The 16,328-nt window shown below is 69.0% G+C and carries 13 protein-coding genes and 3 pseudogenes; 13 read left to right on the top strand and 3 right to left on the bottom strand.

The window, feature by feature from the left end; genetic code table 11:
• Positions 1–289 precede the first annotated feature (289 nt).
• Positions 290–1,801 (top strand): type VII secretion integral membrane protein EccD, encoded by a 1,512-nt coding sequence (eccD, locus tag ACIBVL_RS31560; protein WP_399102854.1) that lies wholly within the window; start codon positions 290–292, stop codon positions 1,799–1,801.
• Positions 1,802–2,093: 292 nt separating this feature from the next.
• On the top strand, positions 2,094–3,536 hold the full coding sequence (locus ACIBVL_RS31555; protein WP_399102424.1) for a PQQ-binding-like beta-propeller repeat protein: 1,443 nt from the start codon (positions 2,094–2,096) through the stop codon (positions 3,534–3,536).
• A gap of 31 nt (positions 3,537–3,567) precedes the next feature.
• Here ACIBVL_RS31555 and ACIBVL_RS31550 read toward each other — a convergent pair whose 3' ends face one another.
• Positions 3,568–3,873, bottom strand: coding sequence for a DUF397 domain-containing protein (locus tag ACIBVL_RS31550; RefSeq protein WP_399102422.1), 306 nt, complete (start codon positions 3,871–3,873; stop codon positions 3,568–3,570).
• A 368-nt stretch (positions 3,874–4,241) separates the two neighbouring features.
• Between ACIBVL_RS31550 and ACIBVL_RS31545 the strand changes: the two genes are divergently transcribed.
• The 6 genes from ACIBVL_RS31545 (at position 4,242) to ACIBVL_RS31520 (ending at position 10,309) form a co-directional block, all read left to right on the top strand.
• Positions 4,242–4,631: a hypothetical protein gene (locus ACIBVL_RS31545; protein WP_399102420.1), complete on the top strand. Its 390-nt coding sequence runs from the start codon at positions 4,242–4,244 to the stop codon at positions 4,629–4,631.
• A gap of 154 nt (positions 4,632–4,785) precedes the next feature.
• The gene (rpsO, locus tag ACIBVL_RS31540; RefSeq protein ID WP_055632174.1) at positions 4,786–5,073 is read left to right on the top strand and encodes a 30S ribosomal protein S15; all 288 of its coding nucleotides are present in this window, start codon (positions 4,786–4,788) and stop codon (positions 5,071–5,073) included.
• Positions 5,074–5,431: 358 nt separating this feature from the next.
• The gene (locus tag ACIBVL_RS31535) at positions 5,432–7,678 is read left to right on the top strand and encodes a polyribonucleotide nucleotidyltransferase (RefSeq protein WP_399102418.1); all 2,247 of its coding nucleotides are present in this window, start codon (positions 5,432–5,434) and stop codon (positions 7,676–7,678) included.
• The gene (locus ACIBVL_RS31530) at positions 7,675–9,054 is read left to right on the top strand and encodes a M16 family metallopeptidase (protein WP_399102416.1); all 1,380 of its coding nucleotides are present in this window, start codon (positions 7,675–7,677) and stop codon (positions 9,052–9,054) included. The genes ACIBVL_RS31535 and ACIBVL_RS31530 overlap by 4 nt, the downstream gene beginning before the upstream one ends.
• A 35-nt stretch (positions 9,055–9,089) precedes the next feature.
• On the top strand, positions 9,090–9,842 hold the full coding sequence (dapB, locus tag ACIBVL_RS31525; protein ID WP_399102414.1) for a 4-hydroxy-tetrahydrodipicolinate reductase: 753 nt from the start codon (positions 9,090–9,092) through the stop codon (positions 9,840–9,842).
• 11 nt (positions 9,843–9,853) lie between these two features.
• On the top strand, positions 9,854–10,309 hold the full coding sequence (locus ACIBVL_RS31520) for a hypothetical protein (protein ID WP_399102412.1): 456 nt from the start codon (positions 9,854–9,856) through the stop codon (positions 10,307–10,309).
• An 85-nt stretch (positions 10,310–10,394) separates the two neighbouring features.
• On the opposite strand, the gene ACIBVL_RS31515 is transcribed toward ACIBVL_RS31520, so the two are convergent.
• Both ACIBVL_RS31515 and ACIBVL_RS31510 read right to left on the bottom strand, forming a co-directional pair.
• Positions 10,395–10,949, bottom strand: coding sequence for a hypothetical protein (locus ACIBVL_RS31515; RefSeq protein ID WP_399102410.1), 555 nt, complete (start codon positions 10,947–10,949; stop codon positions 10,395–10,397).
• A gap of 92 nt (positions 10,950–11,041) precedes the next feature.
• Entirely contained in the window at positions 11,042–11,278 is a 237-nt protein-coding gene (locus ACIBVL_RS31510) for a hypothetical protein (protein ID WP_399102408.1), read from the bottom strand.
• Between the two features lie 201 nt (positions 11,279–11,479).
• Here ACIBVL_RS31510 and ACIBVL_RS31505 point away from each other — a divergent pair.
• The 5 genes and pseudogenes from ACIBVL_RS31505 to ACIBVL_RS31485 form a co-directional block, all read left to right on the top strand.
• Positions 11,480–11,770, top strand: a pseudogene (locus ACIBVL_RS31505) (FAD-dependent thymidylate synthase); the annotation flags it as partial.
• Positions 11,750–12,676: pseudogene (locus ACIBVL_RS31500) on the top strand (HNH endonuclease); the annotation flags it as partial. The pseudogenes ACIBVL_RS31505 and ACIBVL_RS31500, both read left to right, overlap by 21 nt.
• 3 nt (positions 12,677–12,679) lie before the next feature.
• Positions 12,680–13,129: pseudogene (gene thyX, locus ACIBVL_RS31495) on the top strand (FAD-dependent thymidylate synthase); the annotation flags it as partial.
• A 212-nt stretch (positions 13,130–13,341) separates the two neighbouring features.
• Positions 13,342–14,241 carry a 4-hydroxy-tetrahydrodipicolinate synthase gene (dapA, locus tag ACIBVL_RS31490; protein ID WP_399102406.1) on the top strand — a complete coding sequence of 300 codons (900 nt, stop codon included), beginning with the start codon at positions 13,342–13,344 and terminating at the stop codon, positions 14,239–14,241.
• 128 nt (positions 14,242–14,369) lie between these two features.
• Positions 14,370–16,055, top strand: a complete 1,686-nt coding sequence (locus tag ACIBVL_RS31485) for a ribonuclease J (RefSeq protein WP_399102404.1) — start codon at positions 14,370–14,372, stop codon at positions 16,053–16,055.
• Positions 16,056–16,328: the final 273 nt, after the last annotated feature.

Raw genomic sequence — 16,328 nt, 5'->3', positions numbered from 1 at the left:
CGTGTCAGGCGGACGTCGATCGCAAGGGGTGATCCTACTGACAACCTCTGGGAACAGCGGGCGGTAGGGTGCCCGTGAGACGCGTGAGCAGGTGCGAATCAGCCTCGGAAAATCAGGGCAATCCGCAACGTTCGCAGCAAGACTTTTTCCCGCGAACTCGGGTGTGACGGGCGGTTGACCCACAGCGCGGGCGGTGCAGCACAACAGACACACGATCTTTACAGCTGGACGCATGCGTGGCGGCGACGCGGCCGGTTGCACGACGGACGAGGGGGAACAGCAGGTGAGCATGACGGCTTCTGTGTCGGCGGGCGAGACCGGCGGACAGGGCACCGGGGCCCCTGCGGGGGCGAACACGGGACTCGGCTTCTGCCGGGTCACCATCGTGGCGCCTGACAGCCGCATCGACGTGGCGCTGCCCGACGACGTGCCGGTCGCCGACCTCTACCCGGAGATCCTGCGGCTTTCCCGGCAGGATCCCGCCGAGGGAGCCCCCGTCGGGTACCACCTCGTACGACGCGACGGAGCCGTTCTCGACAGCGCCCGATCGTTCGCGGCACAGCGCATCCTCGACGGGGAACTGCTCACGCTGCGTCCGTTCGCCGAGTCGTTGCCGCCCGCCGTTTTCGACGACGTCTCCGAGGCGGTGGCCTCGGCGGTCACCCGCGACCGCACGCTGTGGAACGGCGAACTCACCCGTGCCGCCGGTCTCGTGGCGGGCGGCATTCTGCCCCCGCTGATCGCCTTCGTGGCCTGGAACTCCCGGATCCGCCACGACATGCACAGCCTCCAGGGCGTCCTTGCCGCCGCGACGGGACTTCTCCTGATCACTTTCGCGTGCGTACGCGCGCGCGTGTACGACGACCGGGGCTCCTCGGTCGCCCTGGGCCTCGGCGCTCTCCCCAATGTCGCCGTCGCGGGCTCCGGGCTGGTGCCCCTCTCGGAGGGACAGGGCATCGGAAGGCTCCAGTTCCTGCTTGCCTGCGTGGCGGTCCTCGTCGCTTCGGTCGTGCTCACCTTGGTGTCGCCGAGTGGTGACGGTCCCTTCGTGGCGTTCGTCTTCGCCTCCTCGATCGGTCTGCTCGCCACGTTCATCGCAATCCGCACGGAACTGACGCCCATCGAGACGGCCGCTATCTGCGCCCCGCTCGGAGTGGGTGCGCTGGCGTTCCTGCCGGGCCTGTCCATGCGCTTCGCACGGCTGCCCATTGGCTTCGAGCCGCCCAACACCTCGCGCGGCGGCTACGCGGCAGACGCCCCGGCCACTCAGGAACCTGTCGACGCCGAGCGCATCGCGGCCCAGGTCCGCCGTGGCCACGAACTTCTCGTCGGCCTCGTCGGCGGTTGCGCCCTGGTCGCCGTGGGCTCGTCCATCGTCCTCGGGTTCTCGGACAACGTCTGGGCGCAGCTCCTCGCCTTCGCCACCGGTGTCGCGATGCTCATGCGAGCCCACCTGTTCCGGTACACGGCGCAGGTCGCCGCCACGCTCGCGGCGGGGCTCGCCGCCCTCGTCTTCCTCGGTCTCGGGCTTGCCCTGAATCCACCCCACGAGTTCTGGCGCGACGCGTTCCAGGGCGACAGCACGGCCCTCGACCTCCGCAGCGTCTGGCTCGCCGCGGCCATCGCTGCGGCCATCGCTCTGGTCACCGCGATCGGCCTCGTCGTCCCGCGGCGCGGAGTCACCCCCTTCTGGGGACGCTTCCTGGAGATCGCCGAGACCTTCGTCCTGCTGACGCTGGTTCCGCTGGCGCTCGCGGTCTTCGACGTCTACGCGCAGGCACGGGCCATGACGAGCAAGTGACCAGCCCCGCACAGCACTGCTCACCGAGACCCGACCTCGGCCGTTTGTCAGGACCTGGCTGTCGCCGTCGGGCCGGCGTGCTGCTCTGCGGCCGCCCGGGTCCGGGGCATGCCGGCGGGCGGAGCCGAGTCGGACCTGCGCGCTCCGACCGATCGACCATCACCATCAGGACACGACCACGTCTGAAAGGCATCCCGACGTGAGCTTCGGCCCGCCACCCTCCGTCTACACACACTCCACGATCGCCGCTGACACCAGCGACAGGAAGCGCCGTAGGAAGAAACTGCTGGCGTTGGGCGCAGTCCTCCTTGTCGCGGTGTTGGGGACGGGCAGCTGGCTCGTCTGGGGCGGTGGCGCCGACGACAGGAAGATCTCGGACCGGGAGCAGGCCACCCCGCAGGGGCGCCTGGACGTCCGTGAGACGGTCGAGAAGCAGCCCGCGAGCACCGTCGGGAAGATGGCCTTCCGTTTCTCCGTGGACGACATGAGCCCCGGTGAGGAGTACGAACTGCCCGGCATGTGGGCCACGGACAAGATCCTTGCCAAGGGCATCAACAAAACCCTCGTCGGCCTGGCCATCGGCACCGACGCCGCACCCGGCGACGAGAGGTGGAAGCTCCCCCTCGACGGCCCCATCTGCGGCTACACCCGCCATGTGACCGTCGAGAATCGCACCGCCGTGCTCTACCGGGGCAAGGAGGACGATCACGCCCTCTGCGACCACGTGGCCTTCTTCGACCTCGACGACGGCCGCGAGATCTGGTCCCACGACATCCCCGTCCACGGCATCGGCGCCACCCCGGAGAAGCCGACGACCAGCAGCCTCCAGGACACGCCGAGCGTGACCCTCACACACGACACGGTCGCCGTCACCTGGGGCGGCGGCACGATCGCGTACGACATGGACCGCGGCACGAAGCGGTGGAACACCAAGGTGACCGGCACCTGCCACGACAACGGCGCCGCCGGCGGAGGCGCGCTGCTCGTGCGTGAGCTGTGCTGGAGCGGCGACAAGAACCTTCCCGTCGACAGCTGGGACTTCGCCACCTACAACGTCCGCAAGGTGGACCCGGACACCGGCCGCACTCTGTGGACGTACTCCGCCGCCAAGGGCGTCCGCGACCTCGACATTCCGTCCACCGAGCCCACTGTCCTCGCCGTCTCCGCCGGCGAAACGGGCATCACGGAACTGCTCTCTCTCGACGACGCCGGCGAGAACCACGCCACGATCAGCCTCCGGAACGGCACGTACGTCGGCGAGTGCTCGTACGAGGACTACCTCGTCGTCGACGACTGCCCGACGGTCGCCGTCGGCGACGGCCAGGTCTTCCTGCGCAGCAAGGACGACATCGCGAAGCACACCACCAACTGGATCATCGGCTTCGATCTTGCGACCGGGAACACCACCCAGAAGTTCGAGTCAGGCCCCGACGCCCTGCTGATCCCCGTCGAGGTGAGCGGCGACCGGCTCCTCGCACTGCGCGAGAGCCAGGACCGCATCACGCCCAGCGCGCTCGTCGCGCTCGATCCGAAGACCGGCGAGGAGAGTCCCTTCTTCTACTTCAACCTGCCGCCAGAGGCAGAGACGTTCACGTTGACGGATTTCAACGACGTCCTCGTCCACGACGGCCGCCTCTTCTTCGGAGCCCATTCCGTCACCGGCCCGGCCAAGGACCAGCCGCGGTGGGTCTACGCGGTCCTCGGCATCGAGAGCAGCGAGGCGAAGAACCGGTGAGTACGGGCCAGTGGCGGCGGCCCGGCACCGGCTACGGTGCCGCCGTCCCCCCGTCCCCCGGCGCCGGCTCCAGGTCGAACTCCCCGTCCCGCGCCCCCAGCACGAACGCGGTCCACTCCGCCTCCGTGTAGCGCAGCACGGTCTCCGGGTCGAGCGACGACCGCATCGCCACGGCCCCGCCCGGCAGGTCGGCGATCTCGACGCGCTCCTCGTGGTCCTCCGTCCCCGGCGCGCACTTCCACTCGACCCCGGAGATGTCGAGCGCGTACAGCTCGTCCCGCTCCCGTTCCTTGCGCGCCTTGATTCCGCTGTCCTCGGTGCCCTGGGTTTCGGCCATCGCGGCTCCGGTCCTTCCCTCTGTGCCAACGAGCTGCACAACCACCCTACTTGTCACCGTTCTCCCAGTTCAGACGTTCCTTTGAATTACGGCCCCGCCCCATCCCGTACACCGCGTCCGCCCTCGAGGACCATCGCGCCCGCACCCGCCGCAGACGCCTCCTGCTCGGCCGGGCGGCAGGCGCGCTGCTCGACGCGGCGGTCCGGGGCCTCGGGCCGGCGGTGACGGCACGGCGTCCGCCCCGCCTCCGGTCGGCCGCGGCCCAGGCCCCCGACGCGGTACGGGAGACGGTCGAGGAACCCCCGAGTCCGTGGAGGTGACTGGCGTTCACCTGCACCGAGGAGATCCGCGAGGTCGGCGCCAATGTCATGGCGGACGGCACCCGGGCGACCGGGAAGACCTTCGCGAAGGGGTACGCGAGGCAGATCACCGGCATCAGCCTCAAGGATGCGATGGCAAGGCGGCGGAGTCTGGGGGCTCACCTCCCCCGGCCGGATCTGCGCCGTCCCCCGGCAGGTCGGCGCCGCCGGCCGGACCTCCGTCGTCCGCTCCTCGAAGCCCGCGGGCGAGGGAACCTCGGACGCCTCGCCTGCGACCGGCTCGCCCTCGTCGACCTGGACACCGGACGCAAGCGCTGGTGTCCCACGAACAAGGGCGAGATGGGGGAGACCGACACCGTGGCGGTGGGCGTCGAGAGCGTGGCCCGCCCCCCCGCCGGATACCCCGTACGACCGGATCGCCCCAGGCTGGTACCCTGACTCTCGGCCGTTTGTGTACGCACCCCCGGAGCCCCCTGATACAGGGCCCTGGAGGCCGCGCCCAGCGGATCCCCGCCTCCCGAGTAACGGAAGCTCCCCCGAGACACAGACCGGGGGCACTCGGTGGCCATCACAAAGACTACGAGGAGTACGCGTGTCGCTCGACGCCGCTACGAAGAAGCAGATCATCGCCGAGTTCGGCCAGAAGGAGGGCGACACCGGCTCCCCCGAGGTCCAGGTCGCCATGCTGTCGCGTCGGATCTCCGACCTGACCGAGCACCTCAAGACCCACAAGCACGACCACCACTCCCGTCGTGGTCTGCTGATCCTGGTCGGTCAGCGTCGCCGCCTGCTGCAGTACCTGGCCAAGAAGGACATCCAGCGCTTCCGTGCGCTGGTCGACCGCCTCGGCATCCGCCGCGGTGCGGCCGGCGCCAAGTAAGACGCCATGGAGGGAGCGGTTCCCGTTCACAGGGAGCCGCTCCCTTTTGCTGTACGTACGGAAACGTGCGGAGTGTCACCACCCCTTTGTAGTGTGGTAGCACAACGCCATACGCACGACACAGAGTGATGAAGTGATGGCACGCGCCCGCTGCGGGTAGGCGGTCATCATCCACATCGCACGAGGAGAGGCGCACCCAGCCGCCGCCGGTCCTCGGTAGTGGCCCCCGGGGGAAGAGAGCCCCGGGTGCTTCGATCGAAGACCGGCCCGCACCGCACGGAGTGCTTCTCCGCCACCGTCCCCCTGCCATACGGGCAGCCAGGGGACAAAAGACGACAAGTAACGGAGAAAACGACTAGTGGAGAACGAGACCCACTACGCCGAGGCCGTCATCGACAACGGCGCCTTCGGTACCCGCACCATCCGCTTCGAGACGGGCCGCCTGGCCAAGCAGGCCGCCGGCTCCGCCGTGGCGTACCTGGACGACGACACCATGGTGCTGTCGGCCACCACCGCCTCCAAGAACCCCAAGGACCAGCTCGACTTCTTCCCCCTGACGGTGGACGTCGAGGAGCGGATGTATGCCGCCGGCAAGATCCCTGGCAGCTTCTTCCGCCGTGAGGGCCGCCCCTCCGAGGACGCCATCCTCACCTGCCGCCTCATCGACCGCCCGCTGCGCCCGTCCTTCAAGAAGGGCCTGCGCAACGAGATCCAGGTCGTCGCCACGATCATGGCGCTCAACCCCGACCACCTGTACGACGTCGTGGCGATCAACGCCGCCTCCGCGTCCACGCAGCTGGCCGGTCTGCCCTTCTCCGGCCCGATCGGCGGCGTCCGCGTCGCGCTGATCAACGGCCAGTGGGTCGCCTTCCCGACGCACACCGAGCTCGAGGACGCCGTCTTCGACATGGTCGTCGCGGGCCGCGTCCTGGAGGACGGCGACGTCGCGATCATGATGGTCGAGGCCGAGGCCACCGAGAAGACCATCCAGCTGGTCAAGGGCGGCGCCGAGGCCCCCACCGAGGAGGTCGTCGCCGCCGGTCTGGAGGCCGCGAAGCCCTTCATCAAGGTGCTCTGCAAGGCCCAGGCCGACCTCGCCGCCAAGGCCGCCAAGCCGACCGGCGAGTTCCCGATCTTCCTCGACTACCAGGACGACGTCCTGGAGGCGCTGTCCGCCGCCGTCCGTCCGGAGCTCGCCTCCGCGCTGACCATCGCCGGCAAGCAGGAGCGGGAGTCCGAGCTGGACCGCGTCAAGGCGCTCGCCGCCGAGAAGCTCCTGCCGGAGTTCGAGGGCCGCGAGAAGGAGATCTCCGCCGCGTACCGCTCGCTCACCAAGCAGCTGGTCCGTGAGCGCGTGATCAAGGAGAAGAAGCGCATCGACGGCCGCGGCGTCACGGACATCCGTACGCTCGCCGCCGAGGTCGAGGCCATCCCGCGGGTGCACGGTTCCGCGGTGTTCGAGCGTGGCGAGACCCAGATCCTGGGCGTCACCACCCTCAACATGCTCCGCATGGAGCAGCAGCTGGACACCCTCTCCCCGGTGACCCGCAAGCGCTACATGCACAACTACAACTTCCCGCCGTACTCCACCGGCGAGACCGGCCGCGTCGGCTCCCCCAAGCGCCGCGAGATCGGCCACGGCGCCCTCGCCGAGCGCGCCCTCGTCCCGGTCCTGCCGACCCGCGAGGAGTTCCCCTACGCGATCCGTCAGGTGTCCGAGGCGCTCAGCTCGAACGGCTCGACGTCCATGGGCTCGGTCTGCGCCTCCACCATGTCGCTGCTCAACGCCGGTGTGCCGCTGAAGGCCCCGGTCGCGGGTATCGCCATGGGCCTGATCTCCCAGGAGATCGACGGCGAGACGCACTACGTCACCCTCACCGACATCCTCGGTGCGGAGGACGCCTTCGGCGACATGGACTTCAAGGTCGCCGGCACCAAGGAGTTCGTCACCGCCCTCCAGCTCGACACCAAGCTGGACGGCATCCCGGCCTCCGTCCTGGCCGCCGCCCTCAAGCAGGCCCGTGACGCCCGCCTCCACATCCTCGACGTGATGATGGAAGCGATCGACACGCCGGACGAGATGTCCCCGAACGCCCCGCGGATCATCACGGTCAAGATCCCCGTGGACAAGATCGGTGAGGTCATCGGCCCCAAGGGCAAGATGATCAACCAGATCCAGGAGGACACCGGCGCCGAGATCACCATCGAGGACGACGGCACCATCTACATCGGCGCCGCCGACGGCCCCTCCGCCGAGGCCGCCCGTACGACGATCAACGGCATCGCCAACCCGACGATGCCCGAGGTCGGCGAGCGCTACCTGGGTACGGTCGTGAAGACCACCACCTTCGGCGCGTTCGTGTCGCTGCTGCCCGGCAAGGACGGTCTGCTGCACATCTCGCAGATCCGCAAGCTGGCCGGCGGCAAGCGCGTGGAGAACGTCGAGGACGTCGTCGGCGTGGGCCAGAAGGTCCAGGTCGAGATCGCCGAGATCGACTCCCGCGGCAAGCTCTCCCTGATCCCCGTGATCGAGGGCGAGGCTGAGTCCAACAACGGCTCCGCCGCAGGCTCCTCTGACGAGCAGAAGGACGACACCGACAAGTGACGTCGAGCAGCTCCAAGGCGACGGCCCGCACCTCTTCGGAGGCGCGGGCCGTCGCCCGTACCCAAACCCTGATCAAGGGCGAGAACGGCATCGGCACGGTCCGTAAAACCACCCTCCCGGGCGGCCTGCGCATCGTCACCGAGACCCTCCCCTCGGTCCGCTCCGCGACCTTCGGCATCTGGGCCCACGTCGGCTCCCGCGACGAGACCCCTTCGCTGAACGGCGCCACGCACTACCTCGAGCACCTGCTCTTCAAGGGCACCACCCGGCGTAGTGCGCTGGACATCTCCTCGGCCATGGACGCGGTCGGCGGCGAGATGAACGCCTTCACGGCGAAGGAGTACACGTGCTACTACGCGCGCGTGCTCGACACCGACCTGCCGCTCGCCATCGACGTCGTCTGCGACATGCTGACCGACTCGCTCATCCGCGAAGAGGACGTCAACGTCGAGCGCGGCGCCATCCTCGAAGAGATCGCCATGACCGAGGACGACCCCGGCGACTGTGTGCACGACCTGTTCGCGTACACGATGTTCGGCGACAACGCCCTCGGCCGCCCGGTCCTCGGCACGGTCGACACGGTCAACGCCCTGACCGCCGACCGGATCCGCCGCTTCTACAAGAAGCACTACGACCCCACCCACCTCGTGGTCGCGGCCGCCGGCAACATCGACCACAACAAGGTCGTACGCCAGGTCCGCACGGCCTTCGAGAAGGCGGGCGCGCTCGGGAACACGGACGCCACCCCGTTCGCCCCGCGCGAGGGCCGGCGCACGATCCGCACCTCCGGCCGTGTCGAACTGCTCGGCCGCAAGACCGAACAGGCGCACGTCGTCCTCGGCATGCCCGGACTGGCCCGCACCGACGACCGCCGCTGGGCGCTGGGAGTCCTCAACACCGCCCTCGGCGGCGGCATGTCCTCCCGGCTCTTCCAGGAGGTCCGGGAGAAGCGCGGCCTGGCCTACAGCGTGTACTCGTACACCTCCGGCTTCGCCGACTGCGGCCTCTTCGGCGTGTACGCGGGCTGCCGCCCGTCGCAGGTGCACGACGTGCTGAAGATCTGCCGCGACGAACTGGACCACGTCGCCGAGCACGGCCTGTCCGACGACGAGATCTCCCGTGCGATCGGCCAGCTCAGGGGCTCCACGGTGCTCGGCCTGGAGGACACCGGCGCGCTCATGAACCGCATCGGCAAGAGCGAGCTGTGCTGGGGCGAGCAGATGTCCGTCGACGACATGCTGACCCGGATAGGGGCGGTGACCCCGGACGAGGTCCGCTCGGTCGCCCGCGACATCCTGGGACAGCGCCCGTCGCTGTCGGTCATCGGCCCGCTCAAGGACAAGCAGGCGGCCCGGCTGCACGACGCCGTCGCCTGACCCCCTTCGGTACCTGCGGTAAGGAAGTAAGAGAGATGAGCAAGCTGCGCGTGGCGGTCCTCGGTGCCAGGGGCCGGATCGGTTCCGAGGCGGTACGGGCGGTCGAGGTCGCCGAGGACATGGAGCTGGTGGCCGCCCTGAGCCGCGGCGACAAACTGGAGACGCTGGCCGAGACCGGCGCCCAGGTAGCCGTCGAGCTGACCACCCCGGCCTCCGTCATGGACAACCTCGAGTACTGCGTGGGGCACGGCATCCACGCCGTCGTCGGCACCACGGGCTGGACCGACGAACGCCTCGCGCGACTGGAGGGCTGGCTGGCCGCGTCCCCGGAGACGGGCGTGCTCATCGCACCCAACTTCTCCATCGGCGCGGTCCTCACCATGAAGTTCGCGCAGATCGCCGCCCCGTACTTCGAGTCGGTCGAGGTCGTCGAACTGCACCACCCGAACAAGGTGGACGCCCCCTCCGGCACCGCCACACGCACCGCCCAGCTCATCGCCGAGGCCCGTCGCGCGGCCGGCACCGCCCCGGCCCCCGACGCCACGGCCACGGCTCTGGACGGCGCACGCGGAGCCGACGTGGACGGCGTCCCCGTACACGCCGTCCGCCTGCGCGGCCTCCTCGCACACCAGGAGGTCCTGCTGGGCGGTGAGGGCGAGACCCTGACCGTCCGCCACGACTCCCTCCATCACAGCAGCTTCATGCCGGGCATCCTGCTGGGCGCGCGCCGCGTGGTGACCACCCCGGGCCTGACCTTCGGCCTGGAACACTTCCTCGACCTGAACTGAGCCCTGAAGCCATGCGCGCGAAGCTCTCCTACGCCCTTACGGCCGCCGTCCTGGTCTTCTACTTCGTCCTGGTCGGCAGCCGCGGCGTCATGCTCATACAGTCCGGCACGCTCCTGACCGTCACCTTCGGCGTGGCGGTCCTGATCCTGCCGGTCATCGGCGTCTGGTTCCTGTGGAAGAACACCCAGTTCGTCCGCAGGGCCAACGCCCTCGCCGCCGAACTCGACGCGGAGGGCGGCCTCCCCGTCGACGAACTCAAGCGCACCCCCGGCGGCCGTGTCGACCGTGACGCGGCCGACGCGGTCTTCGCCCGGCGCAAGGCCGAGACCGAGGCGGCCCCCGACGACTGGCGTACCTGGTTCCGTCTGGCCGTCGCCTACCACGACGCCCGCGACACCCCGCGCGCCCGCAAGGCGATGCAACGCGCGATCAACATCCACGCCGGCAAGCAGACCGAGGCCGCCTGAGCCGCACGGCCACGTCGCCGCCGTATGACGAAGGGGCCGGGCCCGCACACTGTGGCGGACCCGGCCCCTTCGTCATACGGCGAGGTCAGACGAGCCGGTTCTCCGCGGCCCACGCCTCGACAGCGTCCGCGGCCCGGTCGAAGGCCTCGGCCCGCCCCAGGAAGTCCGCGCCGTGCGTGGTCAGCAGCACCGCGGAGTCCTGTGCCGGCCGGTCCCGTCGTACGACGGTCAGCGCCTGCCCCTGGACGGTCCGCGGCAGCCCCAGCCAGCGCACCGGCTGCTGCGCGGTCCGCACGGTCGCGACCCGGCCCCACGGCACCGTCCGTGTGAAGAGGAACCGCACCTGCCGCAGCCCGCGCGTGCTCACCCACACGCCCATGCGCAGCAGCCGCAGCGCGGCGACGATCACCAGCAGTGAGATCCCGAAGATCACTCCGGCCTCGGACACCGAGCCGGTCAGCGCGATGACGACCGCCGCGAACAGCACATACGAGGCGAGCAGCAGCGCCAGCGCGGCCGTAGCGACCCGCCAGGGGCCGGGCCGGTAGGGGCGCCGCCAGCGCTCACGGTCCTCGAAGGGCAGCGCTACGTCTTCGGCTGCCTCAAAGGCGCGGTCGGCCGTCAGGAAGGGCAGGGGCACGGCTGGTCCTCACTCGTGCATATGCGGGCTGTGCCCGGTGAGGCTATCCGGCCGCGCGGGAGCCCACCACCTTCGGGGGCCCCGGCGGGTCCTCAGCGCCCCTGGGAGGCCTGCGACTGCTGCGTCGCCGAGGTGTGGTTCAGGGACAGCGCCGGCATCCCGATGACCAGCGAGCCCACGAGCGCGGCGATGATCGTGAGCCCCAGCAGCCAGCGCCCGGCCATCTGGCCCGCGGAGGGCCGCTCGGGGGGCGGTGGAGCGACATTGCTGCGGAAACTGTCGGCTTCGGCGAGAAAGGCGAACGGTACGGGCTCGCTCCGGCGGGACATGACGGGTACTGCTCCTCTCGGGGCTCGAACGCATCGCTGTCGTCGATACGGACGAACGAGTGCCACAAAAGGTGCCCTGCTTGACCCGAATTCACAGACCTTCACCGAAGATGTCGCGGCCCGGCACCGAACGCCCCGTTGTCAGTGGCGGGTCGTAGAGTGGGCGCCGCCAGAGACGTGATGGAAGGGACTCTCCGACCCGTGACCGACACCCCCGCCGACGACCTCACCCCCAGCTTCCGAAGCGACGTCACCGTCGAGCTGGTCAAGCACAGCGCGTCCGACTCCGACGTGCTGTGGGCCGCCCGTGTCTCCACCGCCGGCGAGCAGTCCCTGGAGGAGCTGAAGAAGGACCCGGAGCGCTCGAAGGGCCTGATCAACTACCTGATGCGGGACCGGCACGGCAGCCCCTTCGAGCACAACTCGATGACCTTCTTCATCAGTGCTCCGATCTTCGTCTTCCGCGAGTTCATGCGGCACCGCGTGGGCTGGTGCATCGCGGGGGACACCGAGATCACCCTGGAGAGCGAGGCCGGCCACCTCCGTCGGCGAACCATTGCCGAGCTTCACAAGCTCTGGCACATGGGCGTCGAGGACCGCCTTCCGCACTCCGCCGGAGGGGTCACGTGGCACGGCCGGGCGGGCAAGTGGATGGCTCAGGTTCGACGCGGCGAGACCAACCACTACCTTGGCCTGTACGAGAACCGGGAGGCGGCTGAGTCCGCCGTCGCCGAGTTCCGCGAGGAGCACCCGAGCACCCGGCTTCGCAGGCTCGAGCCGGTCCGCCGCAACCATGTGCGCTGTTACGACGAGGAGACGCTGCTCGCCCAGCGGGCCAGGATCGTCGACGTGATCGAATCGGGCGTCAAGCCACTGATCAAGATCACCACCGCTTCGGGGAAGACGCTCCGCAGCACGGTCGACCACGCAGTGTTCACTCCTGAGGGCTGGGTCAAAGCCGGGGAACTCACCGTCGGCGACGCCGTCATGGTGGCAGGAACCGCCACCAGGCCCACTCAGCCCCTGATGCCGCCGAGCCTGAGCCGTGGCATCGGCGTGTGGACGTCCATGCAGCGACAGCGGTTGATCAAGGAGGTCGACAGCTGCCATCTCTGTGAGCAGGAATTTCCGCGTGACCAGCTCGCCCTGGACCACATCGTCCCCGTCGCGGGCGACCTGACCCGAGCCCTCGACGAAGGAAATCTGGCTCCCGCATGCGAGCCCTGCCACACCGCCAAGAGCGGTGGCGAGCAGGCGCTGGCCCAGCGCGGCGGCAAGATCGCGAAGGCGGTTCCGGACCCGGTCGTCTCCATCGAGGCGGACGGGGAGGAGATGACCTACGACCTCTCCGTGGAAGGTCCCTGGCACAACTTCCTGGCGAACGGGGTGGTCGTGCACAACTCGTACAACGAGGAGTCGGGCCGCTACCGGGAGCTCCAGCCCGTCTTCTACGTCCCTGACGAGTCCCGCAAGCTCGTCCAGGAGGGCCGCCCCGGGAAGTACGTCTTCGTGGAGGGCACCGAGGCCCAGCAGGAACTCGTCGGCCGGGCCATGGAGGACTCCTACCGCCAGGCGTACGAGACCTACCAGGAGATGCTCGCCGCAGGCGTCGCCCGTGAGGTCGCCCGCGCGGTCCTCCCGGTCGGTCTCTTCTCCTCGATGTACGCCACCTGCAACGCCCGCTCGCTGATGCACTTCCTCGGCCTGCGCACCCAGCACGAGCTGGCCAAGGTCCCCTCCTTCCCGCAGCGCGAGATCGAGATGGTCGGCGAGAAGATGGAGGCCGAGTGGGCGAAGCTCATGCCGCTCACCTACGCCGCCTTCAACGCCAACGGTCGCGTCGCCCCGTGACGAAGGCCTGTTCTCCCGCGCGGCACACATGTACGGGTCATCCGCGCGAAGTGTCCGTATTGCGGCATTTGGAGAAGTTCATCTAGCCTGATCAAACGGACCCGGTACTGCTTGAACCCCCGAGCAGGCAGTACCGGGCTCCGCATTTGTCCTGACTTTTCCCGACCCCCCGAGGGCAGACCACGGGGTGCGCAACGAGTAGCGTGTTACCCATGGCTCCGACCTCCACTCCGCAGACCCCCTTCGGGCGGGTCCTCACCGCCATGGTCACGCCCTTCACGGCGGACGGCGCACTCGACCTCGACGGCGCACAGCGGCTCGCCACCCACCTGGTGGACGCAGGCAACGACGGCCTGATCATCAACGGCACCACCGGTGAGTCGCCCACCACCAGCGACGCGGAGAAATCGGACCTGGTACGAGCCGTCCTGGAGGCCGTGGGCGACCGGGCCCACATCGTGGCCGGTGTCGGCACCAACGACACCCACCACAGCATCGAGCTGGCCAAGGCCGCCGAGCAGACGGGCGCACACGGACTCCTCGTCGTCACCCCGTACTACAACAAGCCCCCTCAGGAGGGCCTGTACCGGCACTTCACGGCCGTCGCCGACGCCACCGAACTGCCGGTCATGCTCTACGACATTCCGGGCCGCAGCGGCGTGCCGATCAACACCGAGACGCTCGTCCGCCTCGCCGAGCACCCCCGGATCGTCGCCAACAAGGACGCCAAGGGCGACCTGGGCCGCGCAAGCTGGGCCATCGCGCGCTCCCGTCTCGCCTGGTACTCCGGCGACGACATGCTCAACCTCCCGCTGCTCTCGGTGGGCGCCGTCGGCTTCGTCTCGGTCGTCGGCCATGTGGTCACGCCCGACCTGCGCGCCCTCGTCGACGCCTTCGTCGCCGGCGACGTGCAGAAGGCCACCGAGATCCACCAGAAGCTGCTCCCGGTCTACACGGGCATGTTCCGCACCCAGGGCGTCATGACCACGAAGGCTGCGCTCGCCCTCCAGGGCCTGCCCGCCGGACCGCTGCGCTCGCCCATGGTCGAGTGCTCGCCCGAAGAGATCGAGCAGCTCAAGATCGATCTTGCCGCAGGCGGGGTACAGGTCTGACAACGGACTTCACAACTGAATAGGCAGGCCACCGGTGCCTGCAATCCACAACGACAACTGCTTCTGCACGAACGTCACGCGCGCCACGTGCCCACCGGTACGTGGCGCGCGTGTTTGAGGAGAGTCTTTTGAGTCATCCGCATCCCGAACTGGGCCCGCCGCCGCCGCTCCCCGAGGGTGGCCTGCGGGTCACCCCGCTCGGCGGCCTCGGTGAGATCGGCCGCAACATGACGGTCTTCGAGTTCGGCGGCCGTCTGCTGATCGTCGACTGCGGCGTGCTCTTCCCCGAGGAGGAGCAGCCCGGAATCGACCTGATCCTGCCGGACTTCACGTCCATCCGGAACCGCCTCGACGACATCGAGGGCATCGTCCTCACCCATGGCCACGAGGACCACATCGGCGCAGTCCCCTACCTCCTCCGGGAGAAGCCGGACATCCCGCTGATCGGCTCCAAGCTGACCCTCGCCTTCATCGAGGCCAAGCTCCAGGAGCACCGGATCCGCCCGTACACCCTTGAGGTGGCGGAGGGGAACCGCGAGCGCATCGGCCCCTTCGACTGCGAGTTCGTCGCCGTCAACCACTCGATCCCGGACGCCCTCGCGGTCGCCATCCGCACACCGGCGGGCATGGTGGTCCACACGGGCGACTTCAAGATGGACCAGCTCCCGCTGGACGGCCGCCTCACGGACCTCCACGCGTTCGCACGCCTGAGCGAGGAGGGCATCGACCTCCTTCTCTCCGACTCGACCAATGCCGAGGTCCCCGGTTTCGTGGCGCCCGAGCGGGACATCACCAACGTCCTGCGCACGGTCTTCGCGAACGCCCGTAAGCGGATCATCGTGGCCAGCTTCGCCAGTCACATCCACCGCATCCAGCAGATCCTCGACACCGCGCACGAGTACGGCCGCCGGGTCGCCTTCGTGGGCCGCTCGATGGTCCGCAACATGGGCATCGCCCGCGACCTCGGCTATCTCAAGGTCCCACCGGGCCTCGTCGTGGACGTCAAGACCCTCGACGACCTGCCGGACCACGAAGTGGTCCTGGTCTGCACGGGCTCCCAGGGCGAACCGATGGCGGCCCTGTCCCGCATGGCCAACCGCGACCACCAGATCCGCATCGTCTCCGGCGACACGGTGATCCTGGCGTCGTCCCTGATCCCGGGCAACGAGAACGCGGTCTACCGCGTGATCAACGGCCTGACCCGATGGGGCGCCCACGTCGTCCACAAGGGCAACGCCAAGGTGCACGTCTCGGGCCACGCGTCCGCGGGCGAGCTCCTGTACTTCTACAACATCTGCCGCCCGAAGAACCTGATGCCGGTCCACGGCGAATGGCGCCACCTGCGCGCCAACGCCGAGCTGGGCGCCATGACGGGTGTCCCGCACGACCGCATCGTCATCGCCGAGGACGGCGTCGCCGTCGACCTCGTCGAGGGCAAGGCGAAGATCTCCGGCAAGGTCCAGGCGGGTTACGTCTACGTCGACGGCCTCTCCGTCGGCGACGTCGGCGAGCCGGCCCTGAAGGACCGGAAGATCCTCGGCGACGAGGGCATCATCTCGGTCTTCGTGGTCGTGGACTCCTCCACCGGCAAGATCACCGGCGGCCCGCACATTCAGGCCCGCGGCTCCGGCATCGAGGACTCGGCCTTCGGGGACGTCACCCCGAGGATCACCGAGGTCCTGGAGCGCTCGGCCCAGGACGGCGTGGTCGAACCCCACCAGCTGCAGCAACTCATCCGCCGCACCCTGGGCAAGTGGGTCTCCGACACCTATCGCCGCAGGCCGATGATCCTCCCCGTCGTGGTGGAGGTCTGAGCGACGCACGACCCGTCGTACGCGTGAACCTGGAGCGGGGCGCCTCGATTTGCATCGGGGCGCCCCGCTCCAGTACGTTTACGGCTCCGCCTGAACGGGAACCCAGTCGCCTCGTGCGCTGGAACCAGTCCCGGGAGGGGCCGGGAAAGCCGACTCAGAACTTCTGATAAAGTCGGAACCGCCGGAAAGGAAACCGCGAGACAAAAGCGGGAACCTGGAAAGCACCGAGGAAATCGGATCGAGAAAAGATCTGATAGAGTCGGAAACGCAAGA

Origin of the sequence: Streptomyces sp. NPDC049687 (assembly GCF_044465285.1) — a bacterium.
GTDB lineage: Bacteria > Actinomycetota > Actinomycetes > Streptomycetales > Streptomycetaceae > Streptomyces.
Note: the sequence above shows the minus strand (reverse complement) of the source record. Positions and strands in the feature narration are given on the sequence as shown.